Below are 15,415 nucleotides of genomic sequence, written 5' to 3' on the forward strand. Positions count from 1 at the left end.
CTTTGTAGCGCCGGTCGGTCAGCCGCCGAAGCGCTGTTCGACCTGGCGGTGAAAAATCGCGCCGGCGACGGTGCTGGCGATCCAGGCGAACAGCAGGCCCGCCACCGCGGTGTCCGGCGTGGCGCCCCAGATGCGGCTCACGAAAGCATTCACCAGCATGGCCACCGGATAGTGGATCAGAAAGACCGAGAATGAAATGCGGCCGAGGAAGGCCAGCGGGCGCAGGTCGGGCCAGCGGTCGAAGGCACCGCTGCGCAGCCCCACCCACAGCGAGGCCGCGACACAGGCGGCCACCGCCACCCGTTCACGGTGCTCGATCTGCAGTGCCAGCAGCACTGCCAGCGCGATCGCCAGGCCCCACAGCGGTGAGCGGTCGCGCCGGCTGAGCCAGCAGGCCGCCGCGCCGAGCGCGTACACGCCGAAGAAGTAGGGGGCGATGAAATCCAGATCCGGGTTGCGGTTGATCGCGAACAGCGACAGCAGCGCGAGGCCGGAGGTGAGCAGCGCCAGCACACGGGTGCGCCGCGGCGGGCGGGCCAGCCGGGTCAGCCACACGGTGATGGCCATCATCGCGTACAGCTGGAAGTCGATCGCCACGTACCAGACGCCGGCCGACAGCGCTTCTACACCGACCACGTCGTGCATCAGCAGCAGGTGGGCCAGCAGCTGGTTGAAATGCGGCGCGGCCGGCAGGCTGGGGTCGGCGATCAGCGTGCGTGCAATGGCTGCGCACACAATGCTCACCAGCACCGCGGCGGTACAGGGCAGGGCCAGCCGGCGGTAACGCTTCCACAGCGCCGACGACAGCGAAAGCGGGCGCGCCTGCAGTGACGGCGCCAGCGCCCGCGCGGCGAGAAAGCCGCCGAGCACGAAGAACACCTGCACCGCGAGCCGGCCATCGTAGTAGAGCCAGTCCACCAGGCGCGGGAAGCGCAGCCGCAGCGCTTCGGACAGCGGCCCGTAGGCGACCAGGTGATGCAGCACGATGAGCTGCGAGGCGAAGGCCTTCAGCGCGTCGAACACCGCCAGCCGCCCGCCGGCCGCGCGTGCGCGGGTGCCGGCCTGCGGAAGGTGTGCCGTGCCGAGGGCCGGACTGTTGGCGGTGGGTGTATAGGTGGTCACGGAGTGCGGCTTGCGGCTATCGGGCGGCACCGCACGGCCGGTGCGGGCACAAAGCTGCGCATTGTGCACTGCGGTGCGCAAGGATCAAGCCCCTGTCGCGTCCGCCGCGCGACCGGTCTGACGCCCGCGCCATCCCTGCCACCCTGTGTTCCGCCGCCCGATGCGCTGTCAGCACAGTCTTGTCAGTGCGCTTCGTCCCAATTGCGGCCGACGCCGGCTTCCACCTTGAGCGGCACCGACAGCTGGGCCACGCCTTCCATCAGTGCCGGCACGCGGGTGCGGACGACATCGAGCTCGGCGTCCGGCACTTCCAGCACCAGTTCGTCGTGTACCTGCAGAATGAGGCGGGTGGCCAGCCCTTCCGCCTTCAGCCAGCCGGACACCGCGATCATCGCCAGCTTGATCAGGTCGGCCGCGGTGCCCTGCATCGGCGCGTTGATCGCGGCGCGCTCGGCGCCCTGGCGGCGCCCCACCTGCTGCGCGCGGATGTCCGGCAGCTGCAGCCGGCGCCCGAACACGGTTTCGACATAGCCCTGCTCGCGCGCCAGCGCGCGGGTTTCGTCCATGTAGCGGGCGACGCCCGGGTACTGCGCGAAGTAGCGGTCTATCCAGCTCTGCGCGGCGCTGCGCTCGATGTCCAGGTTCTTCGCCAGGCCGTGCGCGCTCATGCCGTAGATCAGGCCGAAATTGATCACCTTGGCGTAGCGGCGCTGTTCGCTGCTCACCTCGGCCGGTGCCACACCGAACACTTCGGCTGCGGTCGCGCGGTGCACGTCTTCGCCGTCGGCGAAGGCCTGCAGCAGGCGGGCGTCCTGCGACAGGTGGGCCATGATGCGCAGTTCGATCTGCGAGTAGTCGGCGCTGACCAGCACATGGCCGGGCGGCGCGATGAAGGCGGAGCGGATGCGCCGGCCTTCGGCGGTGCGCACCGGAATGTTCTGCAGATTCGGGTCGACCGACGACAGCCGGCCGGTTACCGCCACCGCCTGACCGAAGCTGGTGTGCACCCGGCCGGTATCGGCGCGCACCATGCGCGGCAGCTTGTCGGTATAGGTGCCCTTGAGCTTGGCCATGCCTCGGTATTCGAGAATGAGGGCCGGCAGCGGGTAATCGAGCGCCAGCTGCGACAGCACTTCCTCGTCGGTCGAGGGCGTGCCGGACGGCGTTTTCTTGATCACCGGCAGCTTTTCGCGCTCGAACAGGATTTCCGCGAGCTGTTTCGGTGAGTTGATGTTGAACGGCTGCTTGGCGGCGTCGTGTGCGCGCCGCTCCAGATCCAGCATTTTCTGGCCCAGTTCGTTGCTCTGGGCGGCCAGCGAGCCGACGTCGAGCAGCACGCCGTTGCGTTCCATCTCGAACAGGATGTCGGACACCGGCAGTTCGATGTCGCGATATATATATGCAAGCTTGCTGTCGGCGGCGATGCGCGGTGCCAGCACCTGATGCACACGCAGCGTCACGTCGGCGTCTTCGGCGGCGTAGGCGGCGGCACGGTCCAGAGGTACCTGTTCGAAGCCGATGCGCGCGGCGCCCTTGCCGGTCACTTCGTCATAGCTGATCACCTTCAGGCCGAGGTGGCGGGTGACCAGGGTGTCGAGGCTGTGGTTGCGGTCGGCTTCCAGCACATAGCTTTCGAGCAGCGTGTCATCGACCACGCCGGCCAGCCGTATGCCGTGATTGGCGAACACGTGGCGGTCGTACTTGAGGTTCTGGCCGAGCTTGCCGTGCGTCGGCGATTCCAGCCAGGGCCTGAGCGCGGCCAGCACCTCGTCCAGCGGCAGCTGGGCCGGGGCGTCCGGATAGACGTGACCCAGCGGCAGATAGGCGGCTTCGCCTTCGGCCAGCGCGAAACTCATGCCAACCAGCCGCGCTTCCATCGGATCGAGGCCGGTGGTTTCGGTGTCCAGCGACACCACCCCGGCGGCCATCAGCTTCGCCAGCCAGCGCTCGAAGGCTGCGCGGTCGAGCAGGGTTTCGTAGTGGGCGCGGTGACTGCCTTCGGGCGCGGTCGAGGGCGCGGCATCCTCCGCCGGCGCCGGGGCATTCACCGTCTTGCGTCCGCCCTTGGCCAGATCATCGAGCAGGCCGCGGAAGCCGTATCGTTCGTAGATCGGGCGCAGCGCCTCGGCGTCTTCGCCGTCCGAGGTCAGCGATTCCAGCGGCTGCGGCAGTTCGACATCGCATTTCACGGTCAGCAGCCGGCGCGCCATCGGCAGGAAGTCGAGGTGGGCGCGCAGGTTCTCGCCCACCTTGCCGCCGATGTCGGCCGCGTGCGCGACCACCGAATCCAGCGTGCCGCCGTACTGCTGCAGCCACTTCACCGCGGTTTTCGGGCCGCACTTGTCCACGCCCGGCACGTTGTCCACGCTGTCGCCGATCAGTGCGAGGTAGTCGACGATGGCCGACGGCGGCACGCCGAACTTGGCCAGCACGCCGGCTTCGTCCAGCTTTTCCTCGCTCATCGTGTTTACCAGCGTCACGTGCCTGTTCACGAGCTGGGCGAGGTCCTTGTCGCCGGTCGATATGACGCAGTCGATGCCGCGTTCGGTCGCGTGCGCGGCCAGCGTGCCGATCACGTCGTCGGCTTCCACGCCGTCGACCATCAGCAGCGGCCAGCCGAGTGCGCGCACCGCGTCGTGGATGGGCGCGATCTGCGCCGCCAGGTCTTCCGGCATCGGCGGCCGATGGCCCTTGTAGTCCGGGTACCAGTCGTCGCGGAAGGTTTTGCCTTTGGCATCGAACACGACTGCGCGGTATTCCGCCTTGTAGTCGGCTGCCAGCCGCCTTAGCATGTTGATGACGCCGCGCAGCGCGCCGGTGGGCTCGCCCTGCGCATTGCGCAGGTCGGGCAGCGCGTGGAAGGCGCGGTACAGGTAGGACGATCCATCGACAAGCAGCAGCGTGGGCATGGCGGGTTCCGCATCAGGACATTCGGTCAGCCCGCGATTATCGCCGGAGCGCCGGTCACCTGAGCACAATCTCCGCGTGCCCGCGCCTTGCCCTCATTCACCGGACACCATTTCCATGAGCGCGAAAGACAAACTGCCGGGCATGATTGACCCGGGTGAAGCCGCACGCACCAGCAGCGCCCGCGAAGCCTGGCGCATCTTCGGCATCATGGCCGAATTCGTCGAAGCGACCGAGCGGCTGCAGCAGATCCGGCCGGCGGTGAGCATTTTCGGCAGCGCCCGCACGCCGCCCGACCACCCTTACTACGACCTGACCGAACGCATCGCCCGCCAGCTGTCGGACGCCGGCTTCTCGGTCATTTCCGGCGGCGGCCCCGGCATCATGGAAGCGGCCAACAAGGGCGCCTTCCACGGCAAGTCGCCCAGCGTGGGCCTGAACATCCAGCTGCCGATGGAACAGCACGCGAACGTCTATCAGGACATTTCGCATTCTTTCGAGCACTTCTTCGCCCGCAAGTACATGTTTGTGCGCTTCGCTGCCGCTTATGTGGTGATGCCCGGCGGTTTCGGCACCGTGGACGAGCTGATGGAGGCGCTGACGCTGATCCAGACCCGCAAGAGCCGCTCGATTCCGGTCATCCTGGTGCATTCGCCGTTCTGGGCCGGCCTGATCGACTGGTTCCGCAACACGCTGGTGAACGAAGGCATGATTTCGCCAGCCGACATGGATCTGGTGCAGATCATCGACGACCCGGCGCAGATCGTGGACGCCATCTTCCGGCACTACGAGAACCGCAGCTTCATGCCGCTGCCTGAAGAGCATGAGGCCATGCTGAATCTCTAGCACCGCCCGGGTACTTTCCAGCGCGCGTGAAAACCCGGCCGGCGGCTGTTGCATACGCCCCCGTCCGGGCTGAAGGGTGGGGTGCCTCTGTTAAACTGCGGGAAATACGAAGGATTTTCGATGCGACCGCTTCTTTCTGCCGCCCTGATCGCCGTTTCGCTGGCTGCCGCCGTGCCGGCCGCGTTCGCACAGGCCAACCGCCCGTCCAATCTGCAGCCGATTCCGGAACCCCCGCCGCCGCCCGAACCGCTGGAAGGCGGCGTCGCGGTCGAGCCGCAGGTGACCATCCTGCAGCGCAATGGCGAAACCGTGGAAGAGCACCGGGTGAACGGCAAGCTCTACATGATCAAAGTGACGCCCAGCCATGGCGTGCCCTACTACCTGATGGACGAGACCGGCTCCGGCGCGATGACGCGCTATGACGATCTCGACTCCGGCCTGCGCGTGCCGAAGTGGGTGATCTTCTCGTTCGACTGACCCGCGGGCGCCGCCGGCGCCTGCCCAACCTTCCGTCCTGACTCGTGTCCGTCTTCACCACCGTCACCGCAGACGAGCTGCGCGACTGGCTGAAGAATTACTCCATCGGCCATCTGGTGTCGCTGGAGGGAATTCCGGCCGGCATCGAAAACACCAATTACTTCGTCGACACCTCGCACGGCCGCTATGTGCTCACCGTGTTCGAGAAGCTCACGCGCACCGAACTGCCGTTCTACGTGCACCTGATGGCGCATCTGGCGCGCCACGGCATTCCCTGCCCGGCGCCGATCGCCGACCGTGACAACGAATACCTCGGCACGATCCACGGCAAGCCGGCGATGCTGGCTACGCGGCTCGCCGGCCGCTCGCAGATGGAGCCGGGCCCGGCGCACTGCGCCGCCATCGGCAGCATGCTGGCCACCATGCACGTGGCTGGCCAGAGCTACAACCGCCGCTTCGATAACCCGCGCGGCTACGCCTGGTGGGTGGACACCGCGCCGCGCCTGCTCGATTTCCTGCCGGCCGACGAGCGCGCGCTGCTCGAATCCGAAATCGCCTTCCAGCGCGCCGCGCGCGATGACGGCCTGTGCCGAGAACTGCCGCACGGCGTGGTGCATGCCGACCTGTTCCGCGACAACGTGCTGATGGACGGCGAGCGCGTGGGCGGCGTGATCGACTTCTACTTCGCCGGCGACGACTATCTGCTGTTCGATCTGGCGGTCACGCTGAACGACTGGTGTTCGGATGCGGCCGGCGAACTGGTCCCGGCCAAGGCGGACGCCATGCTGCGCGCCTATCACGCCGAACGCCCGCTGTCCGACGCCGAGCACCGCGCCTGGCCGGCCATGATGCGCGGCGCCGCGCTGCGTTTCTGGATGTCGCGGCTGTACGACTTCCACATGCCGCGCGACGGCGCCATGGTGCACAAGCACGATCCGGCCCGTTTCCGCGACGTACTGCGCGCGCGCATCCGCGCCGGTGACACGCTGCCATGGCGCTGAGCCTGCAGGCACGCGCGCTGCCGGCGCTGGCCGGCTGGTCATGGATCGCCGGCGGTTTTGCGCTGTTCCGCCGCAATCCGCCGCTGATGACCGCGCTCACGCTGAGCTATCTGCTGGTGATGGTGTTCCTGAACGTGGTGCCGCTGCTTGGCCCGATACTGGTTGCCATCTGCCTGCCGCTGATGTCGGTCATCGTGTTCAACGGCTCGCGTCTGCTCGACGAGCGGCGCGAGGTGAGCGCCGAGGCGCTCAAGCAGGGGCTGGTGCCGAATGCGCGCACCCTGGTGCAGCTGGGTTTCGTTCACCTTGGCGGTTCTCTGCTGGTGGTGCTTATCCACACCCTGCTGTTTCCGGGTGCGGACGCTGCCATCGCCGAGGGCGACGAAACGCTGTTCATGCGCACGCTGATGCAGCTGCTGCCGCTGGTGCTGCCGCTCATCCTGATCATGTGGTTTCCGCCGTATCTGATCGCCACTGCGGACCTGCCGCTGGGCAAGGCACTGTTCTTCGGCGCCATCGGCGTGCTGCGCAACATCGTGCCCTTCGTCGTGTATTTCGCCGGCGCGGCGCTGCTGGGTGTGGGCCTGCCCATGCTGCTGGTGCAGGCGCTGGATTCCGACGGCGTGTCCGGCATCCTGCGCTTCGTGCTGCGCATGGCGCTGCTGTTCGTGCTGGTGCCGACGATGGCCGCCAGCCTGTACGTGAGCTTCCGCCAGGTGTTCGCGCAGGCGGCGCCCGAAGCCGCGCCGCCGGCACCGGACGCACCCGGGCCTGCCGATGAGTGATCAGGCGCCGCTCGGCGTGTTCGGCGGCACCTTCGATCCGGTGCATGTCGCACACCTGAGGCTGGCGGAAGAAGCACGCGAGGCACTGGGCCTGGCGCGGGTGCGCTGGCTGCCGGCCGGTCTGCCCTGGCATCGCGATGCGCTGCGCACCGCACCCGAACACCGGCTGGCCATGGTGCAGGCCGCGGTGGCCGGCAATCCCGCGTTCGAGGTGGACGCTCGCGAGGCGGTCGCGCACGCACCGGGCTACACGGTGGATACGCTGGCCGCGCTGCGCGCCGAACTGGGCGACGATCTGCCACTGGTGCTCATCCTGGGCGCGGATGCCTTCGCCCGGCTGCACACCTGGCACCGCTGGCAGGCGCTGTTCGGCCTGGCCCACATCGGGCTGGCCACCCGTGCCGGTCAGGCGGTCGATGCGTCGGCACTGGAGCCGGCGCTGGCCGCCGAACTGCAGGCGCGCAGCCGTGATGCGGCGCACTTGCGCACCGCGCCGGCGGGCGCCATCGTGCGTTTCGACATGACGCCGCTGGCGGTGTCCGCCACCGACATCCGGGCCCGGCTGGCCCGGGGCGAAAGCGGCCGCTACCTGCTGCCCGACGCCGTACTCGAATACATCCGCCGTCACCGGCTCTACTGAAGGTTTGAAATGGACATCAATGCACTGCAGGCGCTCGTGATCGATGCGCTGGAAGACATCAAGGCGAAGGACATCGAGGTGATCGACACCTCGAAATTCAATTCGCTGTTCGACCGTCTGGTCATCGCCAGCGGCGACTCCAACCGGCAGACCCGGGCGCTCGCGCGCAATGTGCAGGAAAAGGTGAAGGAAGCCGGCGGCACGGTGGTCAGCGTCGAAGGCGAGGACACTGGCGAATGGGTGCTGGTCGACCTCGGCGACGTCGTGGTGCACGTGATGCAGCCGGCGGTGCGCGCCTACTACAACCTCGAAGAGCTGTGGTCGGGCAGCGCCAAGCCCTCGGACAAGTCGGCCGCCGCCCGCGCGCGCGGCGAACGGCGCTGAAGCCTAAGGCCCGGCCTTGAAACTTCTGGTGGTCTGCGTCGGGCACCGCATGCCCGACTGGGTTGATGCCGGCGTGCAGGAGTTCGTGCGCCGCATGCCGCGCGACGCTGCCACCCAGATCATCGAGGTGAAGGCCGAGCCGCGTACCCAGGGCAAGCCGGTCGAGGTGCTGATGGAGGCGGAGCGCGCGCGCATCGAGGCGGCCATACCGCCGCGCGCCCGCATCGTGGCGCTGGACGAGCACGGCGACGACCTCACCACGGTAGCGCTGGCCGGCCGGCTGCGCCGCTGGCGCGCCGATGGCGACGACGTGGTGCTGCTGATCGGCGGGCCGGACGGCCTGTCGCCGGCACTGAAATCGCGCGCGCACGAGCTGATCCGCCTGTCCAGCCTCACGCTGCCGCACGCGCTGGCCCGCCTGCTGCTGGTCGAAGCGTTGTATCGTGCGGTCAGCCTCGAAGCCAACCATCCTTACCACCGCGAATGATGACGCCGCGCTCACCGTGTTCGCCGCCCCCGGGGGCGGTCGTCGGGTCGATGCGATGCCGGTTCGCGGTGCACTGCATCCAATGAGCCTTCTGAATACCGTTCCGCCCGTGCTCTATCTCGCGTCGCGCAGCCCGCGCCGGCGCGAACTGCTGACCCAGATCGGCGTGAACTTCCTGCTGTTGCCCTTCCGCGGCGTGCCGCGCGAGGACATCGATGTGTCCGAGGACGTGCGGCCGGGCGAGGATGCCGAAACCTATGTGGTGCGCGTGGCGCGCGCCAAGGCGCTGGGCGGCGAGAAGCGCCTCGCCTGGCGCCGGCTGTCCGCCGGCCTGGTGCTGTCGGCCGACACCACGGTCGAGCTGGAGGGCGACATCCTCGGCAAGCCGGCCGACGCCGCCGAGGCGACCGCCATGCTCACCCGGCTGTCCGGCAGCACCCACCGCGTGCTGACCGCGGTCGCGGTCAGCGACGGGCGGCGTCTGGAGCATGCGCTGTCGATTTCCACCGTACGGTTCGCGCCGCTCACTGCGCGCGACATCGAACGCTACGTGCTGAGCGGCGAACCGATGGACAAGGCCGGGGCCTATGGCATACAGGGCCGCGCCGGCGCCTTCGTGCAGCACGTCGAAGGCTCCTACACCGGCATCGTCGGCCTGCCGCTGAACGAAACCTGGCAGCTGCTGCGCGACTTCGGCCTCGATCTCTGAACTGAATTCACTCCCTACCGGTCCGCCCCATGAACGACCAGTTCCTCATCAATTTCACGCCCGCCGAAACCCGTGTCGCGCTGCTGCAGCAGGGCGCGGTGCAGGAGCTGCACATCGAGCGCAGCAGCGCGCGCGGCATCGTCGGCAACATCTATCTCGGCCGCGTGGTGCGCGTGCTGCCCGGCATGCAGTCGGCCTTCATCGACGTCGGTCTCGAACGCACCGCCTTCCTGCACGTGGCCGACATCTGGGAAGCGCGCCAGAACGGCGAACCGCCGAAGCCGATCGAGCGCATCCTGACCGAAGGACAGAGCGTGCTGGTGCAGGCGCTGAAGGACCCGATCGGCACCAAGGGCGCGCGCATGTCCACGCAGATCAGCATCGCTGGCCGGCTGCTGGTGCATCTGCCGCAGGACCGTCACGTCGGCATCTCCCAGCGCATCGAATCGACCGAAGAACGCGAGGCGCTGCGCGCGCGCATCCACGCGCTGCTGCCGCAGGAAGACCCGGGCGGCTACATCGTGCGCACCATGGCCGAATCGGCCAGCGACGAAGAACTGGCGGCTGACATCGCCTATCTGCGCAAGACCTGGCAGGAAATACGGAATCGCGCCAAGAGCGCCAAGCCGCCCTCGCTGGTGTTCGAGGACCTGACGCTGGCGCAGCGCGTGCTGCGCGACCTCGCCTGCGCCGACACCCAGAGCATCCAGGTCGACTCGCGCGAGAACTACGTGAAGCTGCGCAGCTTCGCCGAGGAATACATGCCGCAGCTGACCAAGCTGCTGGAGCACTACACCGGCGAGCGCCCGCTGTTCGAGCTGCACAGCGTCGAGGAGGAGATCGAGAAGGCGCTGGCGCGCCGGGTCGACCTGAAGTCAGGCGGCTATCTGATCTTCGATCAGACCGAGGCGATGACCACGATAGACGTGAACACCGGCGGCTTCGTCGGCTCGCGCAATTTCGACGAAACCATTTTCAAGACCAATCTGGAAGCGGCCCACCAGATCGCGCGCCACCTGCGTCTGCGCAACCTCGGCGGCATCATCCTGATCGATTTCATTGATATGGAAAGCGAGGAGCACCGCGCCCAGGTGCTGGCCGAACTGCACAAGGCGCTGGCGCGGGACCATACCAAGATTTCGGTCAGCGGCTTCACCTCGCTCGGCCTGGTCGAAATGACCCGCAAGCGCACCCGCGAATCGCTGGCCCACGTGCTGTGCGAAACCTGCCCCACCTGCGGCGGCCGCGGCGAAGTGAAGACCGCGCAGACCATGAGCTTCGACATCCTGCGCGAACTGCTGCGCGAAGCCCGCCAGTTCAGCGCCCGCGAATTCCGCATCCTGGCCCACCCTAAAGTGATCGACCTCTTCCTGGAAGAGGAATCGCAGTCGCTGGCCATGCTGTCGGACTTCATCGGCAAGCCGATCTCGCTGCACGCCGAATCGAGCTATTCGCAGGAGCAGTTCGACATCGTGCTGCTCTAGGCTGTCATGGCCGGATGAGGGACGAGGGGCCGCCTGCGGGCGGCCCTTTCCGTTTGCCTGCCGGTAACGCGCATTTCATCCTTCATGCCGGCAGGGCTGACGCATCCACATGTTTTGTGGTTTGATCACCCCCACTCGAATACAAAAATGGCGGAAGAACATGGCGGGGTCAGGTCTGAAGGAGCGCATACGCGCGATGAAGCTCGAGGTGATGGCGCTGGCCGTTGCCGCGCAGGACACGCGCACGCCGCGGCGTGCCAAGATCCTGCTGCTTTTCCTGCTGGCCTATGCCGCCAGCCCGATCGACCTGATTCCGGACTTCATTCCGGTGCTCGGCCTGCTCGACGAGCTGGTGCTGCTGCCGCTGGGCGTGTGGCTGGTCGTGCGCATGATTCCGCCGGATGTGATGGAGGCGGCGCGTGCCCGGGCGCGCGAGGGCCGGCTGCCGGCGAACTGGGTTGCAGGCGTGTTCGTCCTGCTGCTCTGGATGGCGTCGATCGCGGCCGTCATCTGGTGGTGGCAGCGCCGCCCGGCCCTCTGATTACCGGGCGCAAAGCGGTCACCGAGAGGTCACCCGGCTGACACAATTCCTTGCAATCGACTCAATGACTTACAATCCGGCACCATGAACTCCGGCGGTGGACGCCCGTCCGCCGCCTCCATTTCCGGTGCCTCCCATGGGACTCAGACTCAAGTTCAACCTGGTGCTGATCGGCGTGTTTGCGATCGGCCTGGCGGCGTGCGCGGCGCTGTCCTACCGTCTGCTGCACGACAACGCGCGGGCCGAGGTCGAGCGCAATGCCCGGCTGATGATGGAAGCAGCGCTGGCCATTCGCGCCTACACGGTGAGCCAGATCAAGCCGCACCTCGACCCCATGCTGGCCGAGCGCTTCCTGCCGCAGACGGTGCCGGCCTATGCCGCGACCGAAACGCTGAACGAGCTGCGCAAGAACCATCCGGAGTACGCCTACAAGGAAGCGACGCTGAATCCGTCCAACCCGCGCGACCGCGCGTCGGACTGGGAAGCCGATCTGGTGGCCGGTTTCCGCAATGCCGACGACGTGAAGGAACTGACCGGCGAGCGCGACACCCCGACCGGTCGCCAGATGTACATCGCACGGCCGATCCGCATCACCAATCCGGCCTGTCTGGCCTGTCACGACACCGCGGCCACCGCGCCGCCGACGCTGGTGAAGGTGTATGGCGAATCCAACGGCTTCGGCTGGAAGATGAATGAGGTGATCGGTGCCCAGGTGGTGTCGGTGCCGATGACGCTGCCGGTTACCAATGCCGACCGCGCCTTCACCACCTTCATGGCCTCGCTGGTGGGCGTGTTCGTGTTCGTGATGGCGGTGCTCAACATCATGCTGGAGTGGCTCATCATCCGCCCGGTTGCCCGCATGTCGGCGGCGGCCGACCGCATCAGCACCGGCGACTTCTCGGTGCCTGAATTCGGCGATGGCGGCCGCGACGAGGTATCGGTGCTCGGCTCATCCTTCAACCGCATGCGGCGCAGTCTGGAAACTGCGATGCGCATGATAGACAGCTGAGGGAAATGGCCCCCACGCTCACTTCGTTCGCTCGGGAGGGCCGGCTTTGCACAGCTAGCCCGTTCGGCAGGCGCAGCGCATTGCGCTGCGAAACCCCTGCCTCACCCCCCCAAGGGGGCAGCGCTCGCCCTTGGGACGCCCCGGCGGGCGGCGCGACCCACGGTCGGCTTTGCATAGCCGACCGGTTGCGCGGGCGGCGAGCAGTGCTCGCCGAAACCCCCGCTACACCCCCCACGCTCGCTTCGTTCGCTCGGGAGGGCCGGCTTTGCACAGCTAGCCCGTTCGGCAGGCGCAGCGCATTGCGCTGCGAAACCCCTGCCTCACCCCCACAAGGGGGCAGCGCTCGTCCTAGGGGCGGCCCGGCGGGCGGCGCGATGGCCACCACACTCACTGCGGGCGACTGAGATGACCGGTGGTTCGACACCGTTTGACGACGACGATGCTTTCACCGAAGACAGCGTCGTCAGCGACGTGCTGGCCGGCAGCGGCTTCCTGCCCACCGCCACTACGTCGGCCGGCGCACTGCCGTCTGGCTGGGCGCTGAACGAGTATCGGGTCGAATCGCTGCTCGGCGGTGGCGGCTTCGGCCTGACCTATCTGGCGCACGACACCCTGCTCGACTGCAAGGTGGCGATCAAGGAGTTCCTGCCCACCGACCTCGCGGTGCGCGGGGACGGGCAGCGCGTGCTGCCGCGCTCCGGGCCGGCGGTCGAAATGTTCGAACAGGGCCTGCGCCGCTTCCTCGACGAATCGCGCGCGCTGGCCACCTTCCGCCACCCGAACATCGTGCGCGTGAACCGCTTCTTCGAAGCGAACGGCAGCGCCTACATGGTGATGGACTACGTGCAGGGGCGCACGCTGAACCAGTGGGTGCGCGAGCGCGAAACCGCGATGGACCGCACCACGCTGCTGGCCATCGTGAAGCCGCTGATGGAAGGGCTGCAGGCCATCCACGACGGCGGTTTCCTGCACCGTGACGTGAAGCCGGCCAACATCTGCATCCGCGACGACGGTACGCCGGTGCTGCTCGATTTCGGTGCCGCCCGCCGCTACCACGACGCCGAACACACGCTTACTGCCATCGTCACGCCCGGCTTCGCGCCGTTCGAGCAGTACCACTCGCACGGCAATCAGGGGCCGTGGACCGACATCTATTCGCTGGCCGCCGTCATGTACTGGCTGGTGACCGGGCAGCGGCCGGTCGAGTCGGCCGCACGCGTGCACAGCGATCCGCTGCTGCCGGCGTCGAAGGCGGCCGATTCCGGCACTTTCGGTGCGTCGCTGCTGCGCGCGATCGAATGGGGGCTGGAGCCGCACGAGGCGAAGCGCCCGCGCAGCGTGGCCGATTTCCGTCGGGTGTTCATGCCGGCACCGGCGCCGGCCGCGCGCGGGCCGCTGGCCAGCGACGCGCCCACCCGCGCGCCAGCGGTGCGCGCCACCGGCGCGTCGGAAGAGCGGCGCACCATCGTGTGCAGCGTGCTGTACGCGCAGATCGACCGCAGCGTGGATCTGGACACCGCCCAGCGTCTGGCCTGCAAGTCGGAACTGGACGACGCGCTGGCGCGTGCCGCCCGTTCGGTCGACGCCGACAGCCGGCTCATCCACGACACCGCCGATGGCGCCGCGCTGTGCCTGCTCGGTCAGCCGGAGGACGCCTGCGTGGTGGCGCAGAAGCTGCGCCGGCTGGATCTGGGCGAAGCCGGCGGTGGTCTGCGCCAGGGCATCAACCTCGGGCCGGTGCGGGTGATACGCGCCGGCTCGGGCGCGCTCGACGTGCAGGGCGACGGTCTGGATACCGCGCGCACGCTGGCCGGTCTGGCGCGCGCCGGCCAGGTACTGGTGTCGCGTGCCTACTACGAAACCGTGTCGGCGCTCGGCAGCGGCGCGCCGGATGGTCTGCACACCACCGGCCAGCGGGCGGACATCGCCTCGCGCAGTCAGGAGGTGTTCGAACTGGACGCCGCCAGCGGCATCACCCGTCGCACCGATGAGGCCCAGCCGGCGCTGGCGCAGGACGCGCTCACGCCGGTGCTGGAGGCATTGCTGGCGCGCCATATCGGGCCGATGGCCCGGGTGCTGGTCACCCGCATCGCGCCGCTGTCGTCCAGCCCGGCCCAGCTGGTCGAACAGCTGGCCACCCATATCCCGGGCGAATCCCAGCGTGCCGGATTCCTGATCGAAGCGAAGCGGCACGTGGCCGGTACCACCGGCGTGTCGTCGCTGGCGCGCAGCGGCGATGCGCAGAGCAGCGCACGCCGTTCATCGCCGCCCACCACCAGCGCGCGCAGCGTCATGTTCGGCGCCCGGCCGCTGGACGATGCCCTCATCGCCGACATCGAACTGCGGCTGGCGCGCCGTATCGGGCCGATGGCGCGCATCCTGGTCGGTCGTGCACTCAAGCGGGTGACGACCGAACAGGCTCTGCTCGACGAGCTTGCGCGCGACATTCCGGACCCGGTGCAGCGCGCCGCTTTCCTGGCCGGCAAGTGATATGGCGACGCTGCATCGGTGCCCGCACTGCGGGCAGGACACCATCGCGCGGCTGATCAAGCTCACCGCACGGGCGAAATCGCCGGCGGTGTGCCCGGCCTGCGGCGGCCGCTCATGCACCGGCATCACGCCGCTGTCGCTGATGGCGCTGTTCGCCCTCATCCTGGTGTGCGGCACGCTGCTCAGGCTGGCCGCCCGCACCGGCAACCGCTGGTCGCTGCTGGCGGTGCTGGCGCTGTTTGGCGGTGGCTTCATCTACGTCACCTGGCGTACGCCACTGGTGAAGCTGGAGCGCTATCCGCTGCAGCGGGCCATCGCCATTTCGATCACCGTCGCGCTGTTCGCGGCCGGCGGCTGGTGGTGGTTCTCGGGCGGCTGAGCGGACGACCTGTTCGCCCTTGTACCGGTGCGGGCGAGGTTTGTGGGAGCGGCGCCCCCGCCGCGATTGCGGAGCTGGTTGGAGATTCCGGCGTTTTACAGCGAGAGGCGCGATCCGATGGAGGATGACGCCTGGACTTCACGCCGTCCGCTCC

Annotated in this window: 15 protein-coding genes; 13 read left to right on the plus strand and 2 right to left on the minus strand. The window is 68.0% G+C overall.

The annotated features are described in order from the left end of the window. Positions 1 to 18 precede the first annotated feature (18 nt). Together METUNV2_RS0100985 and polA are read right to left on the minus strand one after the other, a co-directional pair. Positions 19 to 1,122: an acyltransferase family protein gene (locus METUNV2_RS0100985; protein WP_051081947.1), complete on the minus strand. Its 1,104-nt coding sequence runs from the start codon at positions 1,120 to 1,122 to the stop codon at positions 19 to 21. Positions 1,123 to 1,304: 182 nt separating this feature from the next. Beyond that, the gene (gene polA / locus METUNV2_RS0100990; protein ID WP_018227651.1) at positions 1,305 to 4,031 is read right to left on the minus strand and encodes a DNA polymerase I; all 2,727 of its coding nucleotides are present in this window, start codon (positions 4,029 to 4,031) and stop codon (positions 1,305 to 1,307) included. A 115-nt stretch (positions 4,032 to 4,146) separates the two neighbouring features. Here polA and METUNV2_RS0100995 point away from each other — a divergent pair, with 115 nt between their 5' ends. The 13 genes from METUNV2_RS0100995 (at position 4,147) to METUNV2_RS0101055 (ending at position 15,261) form a co-directional block, all read left to right on the plus strand. Then, the gene (locus tag METUNV2_RS0100995; protein WP_008063098.1) at positions 4,147 to 4,875 is read left to right on the plus strand and encodes a TIGR00730 family Rossman fold protein; all 729 of its coding nucleotides are present in this window, start codon (positions 4,147 to 4,149) and stop codon (positions 4,873 to 4,875) included. Positions 4,876 to 4,995: 120 nt separating this feature from the next. Beyond that, positions 4,996 to 5,352, plus strand: a complete 357-nt coding sequence (locus METUNV2_RS0101000) for a DUF2782 domain-containing protein (protein WP_018227652.1) — start codon at positions 4,996 to 4,998, stop codon at positions 5,350 to 5,352. A gap of 44 nt (positions 5,353 to 5,396) precedes the next feature. Next, a complete protein-coding gene (locus METUNV2_RS0101005; RefSeq protein ID WP_018227653.1) occupies positions 5,397 to 6,353 on the plus strand; it encodes a homoserine kinase in 957 nt (318 codons plus the stop codon). Next, positions 6,344 to 7,138, plus strand: coding sequence for a BPSS1780 family membrane protein (locus METUNV2_RS0101010; RefSeq protein WP_018227654.1), 795 nt, complete (start codon positions 6,344 to 6,346; stop codon positions 7,136 to 7,138). Before METUNV2_RS0101005 ends, METUNV2_RS0101010 begins: the two co-directional genes overlap by 10 nt. Then, positions 7,131 to 7,778 (plus strand): nicotinate-nucleotide adenylyltransferase, encoded by a 648-nt coding sequence (gene nadD, locus METUNV2_RS0101015; RefSeq protein ID WP_018227655.1) that lies wholly within the window; start codon positions 7,131 to 7,133, stop codon positions 7,776 to 7,778. The genes METUNV2_RS0101010 and nadD overlap by 8 nt, the downstream gene beginning before the upstream one ends. A 9-nt stretch (positions 7,779 to 7,787) precedes the next feature. After that, positions 7,788 to 8,162, plus strand: a complete 375-nt coding sequence (gene rsfS / locus METUNV2_RS0101020; RefSeq protein ID WP_018227656.1) for a ribosome silencing factor — start codon at positions 7,788 to 7,790, stop codon at positions 8,160 to 8,162. A gap of 16 nt (positions 8,163 to 8,178) precedes the next feature. Then, positions 8,179 to 8,649: a 23S rRNA (pseudouridine(1915)-N(3))-methyltransferase RlmH gene (gene rlmH / locus METUNV2_RS0101025; RefSeq protein ID WP_026187764.1), complete on the plus strand. Its 471-nt coding sequence runs from the start codon at positions 8,179 to 8,181 to the stop codon at positions 8,647 to 8,649. 82 nt (positions 8,650 to 8,731) lie between these two features. Continuing rightward, on the plus strand, positions 8,732 to 9,358 hold the full coding sequence (locus METUNV2_RS0101030; protein WP_018227658.1) for a Maf family protein: 627 nt from the start codon (positions 8,732 to 8,734) through the stop codon (positions 9,356 to 9,358). Between the two features lie 29 nt (positions 9,359 to 9,387). After that, entirely contained in the window at positions 9,388 to 10,842 is a 1,455-nt protein-coding gene (gene rng, locus METUNV2_RS0101035) for a ribonuclease G (RefSeq protein ID WP_018227659.1), read from the plus strand. Positions 10,843 to 11,002: 160 nt separating this feature from the next. After that, positions 11,003 to 11,383: a YkvA family protein gene (locus tag METUNV2_RS0101040; RefSeq protein ID WP_026187765.1), complete on the plus strand. Its 381-nt coding sequence runs from the start codon at positions 11,003 to 11,005 to the stop codon at positions 11,381 to 11,383. A gap of 136 nt (positions 11,384 to 11,519) precedes the next feature. Beyond that, positions 11,520 to 12,392 carry a Tll0287-like domain-containing protein gene (locus METUNV2_RS0101045; RefSeq protein WP_018227661.1) on the plus strand — a complete coding sequence of 291 codons (873 nt, stop codon included), beginning with the start codon at positions 11,520 to 11,522 and terminating at the stop codon, positions 12,390 to 12,392. A gap of 405 nt (positions 12,393 to 12,797) precedes the next feature. Continuing rightward, entirely contained in the window at positions 12,798 to 14,882 is a 2,085-nt protein-coding gene (locus METUNV2_RS19305; protein WP_051081861.1) for a protein kinase domain-containing protein, read from the plus strand. Between the two features lies 1 nt (position 14,883). After that, entirely contained in the window at positions 14,884 to 15,261 is a 378-nt protein-coding gene (locus tag METUNV2_RS0101055) for a hypothetical protein (protein ID WP_008063083.1), read from the plus strand. Positions 15,262 to 15,415: the final 154 nt, after the last annotated feature.

The organism is Methyloversatilis universalis EHg5 (assembly GCF_000378945.1).
Taxonomy (GTDB): domain Bacteria; phylum Pseudomonadota; class Gammaproteobacteria; order Burkholderiales; family Rhodocyclaceae; genus Methyloversatilis; species Methyloversatilis universalis_A.

Bases quoted from the DNA above. Each gene is read 5' to 3' on its own strand.
- METUNV2_RS0100995 (WP_008063098.1), top strand. From the start codon at position 4,147: ATGAGCGCGAAAGACAAACTGCCGGGCATGATTGACCCGGGTGAAGCC.
- nadD (WP_018227655.1), top strand. From the start codon at position 7,131: ATGAGTGATCAGGCGCCGCTCGGCGTGTTCGGCGGCACCTTCGATCCG.
- METUNV2_RS0101045 (WP_018227661.1), top strand. From the start codon at position 11,520: ATGGGACTCAGACTCAAGTTCAACCTGGTGCTGATCGGCGTGTTTGCG.
- METUNV2_RS0101030 (WP_018227658.1), top strand. From the start codon at position 8,732: ATGAGCCTTCTGAATACCGTTCCGCCCGTGCTCTATCTCGCGTCGCGC.
- METUNV2_RS0101010 (WP_018227654.1), top strand. From the start codon at position 6,344: ATGGCGCTGAGCCTGCAGGCACGCGCGCTGCCGGCGCTGGCCGGCTGG.
- METUNV2_RS0101000 (WP_018227652.1), top strand. From the start codon at position 4,996: ATGCGACCGCTTCTTTCTGCCGCCCTGATCGCCGTTTCGCTGGCTGCC.
- METUNV2_RS19305 (WP_051081861.1), top strand. From the start codon at position 12,798: ATGACCGGTGGTTCGACACCGTTTGACGACGACGATGCTTTCACCGAA.
- rng (WP_018227659.1), top strand. From the start codon at position 9,388: ATGAACGACCAGTTCCTCATCAATTTCACGCCCGCCGAAACCCGTGTC.
- polA (WP_018227651.1), bottom strand. From the start codon at position 4,031: ATGCCCACGCTGCTGCTTGTCGATGGATCGTCCTACCTGTACCGCGCC.
- METUNV2_RS0101040 (WP_026187765.1), top strand. From the start codon at position 11,003: ATGGCGGGGTCAGGTCTGAAGGAGCGCATACGCGCGATGAAGCTCGAG.
- rsfS (WP_018227656.1), top strand. From the start codon at position 7,788: ATGGACATCAATGCACTGCAGGCGCTCGTGATCGATGCGCTGGAAGAC.
- METUNV2_RS0101055 (WP_008063083.1), top strand. From the start codon at position 14,884: ATGGCGACGCTGCATCGGTGCCCGCACTGCGGGCAGGACACCATCGCG.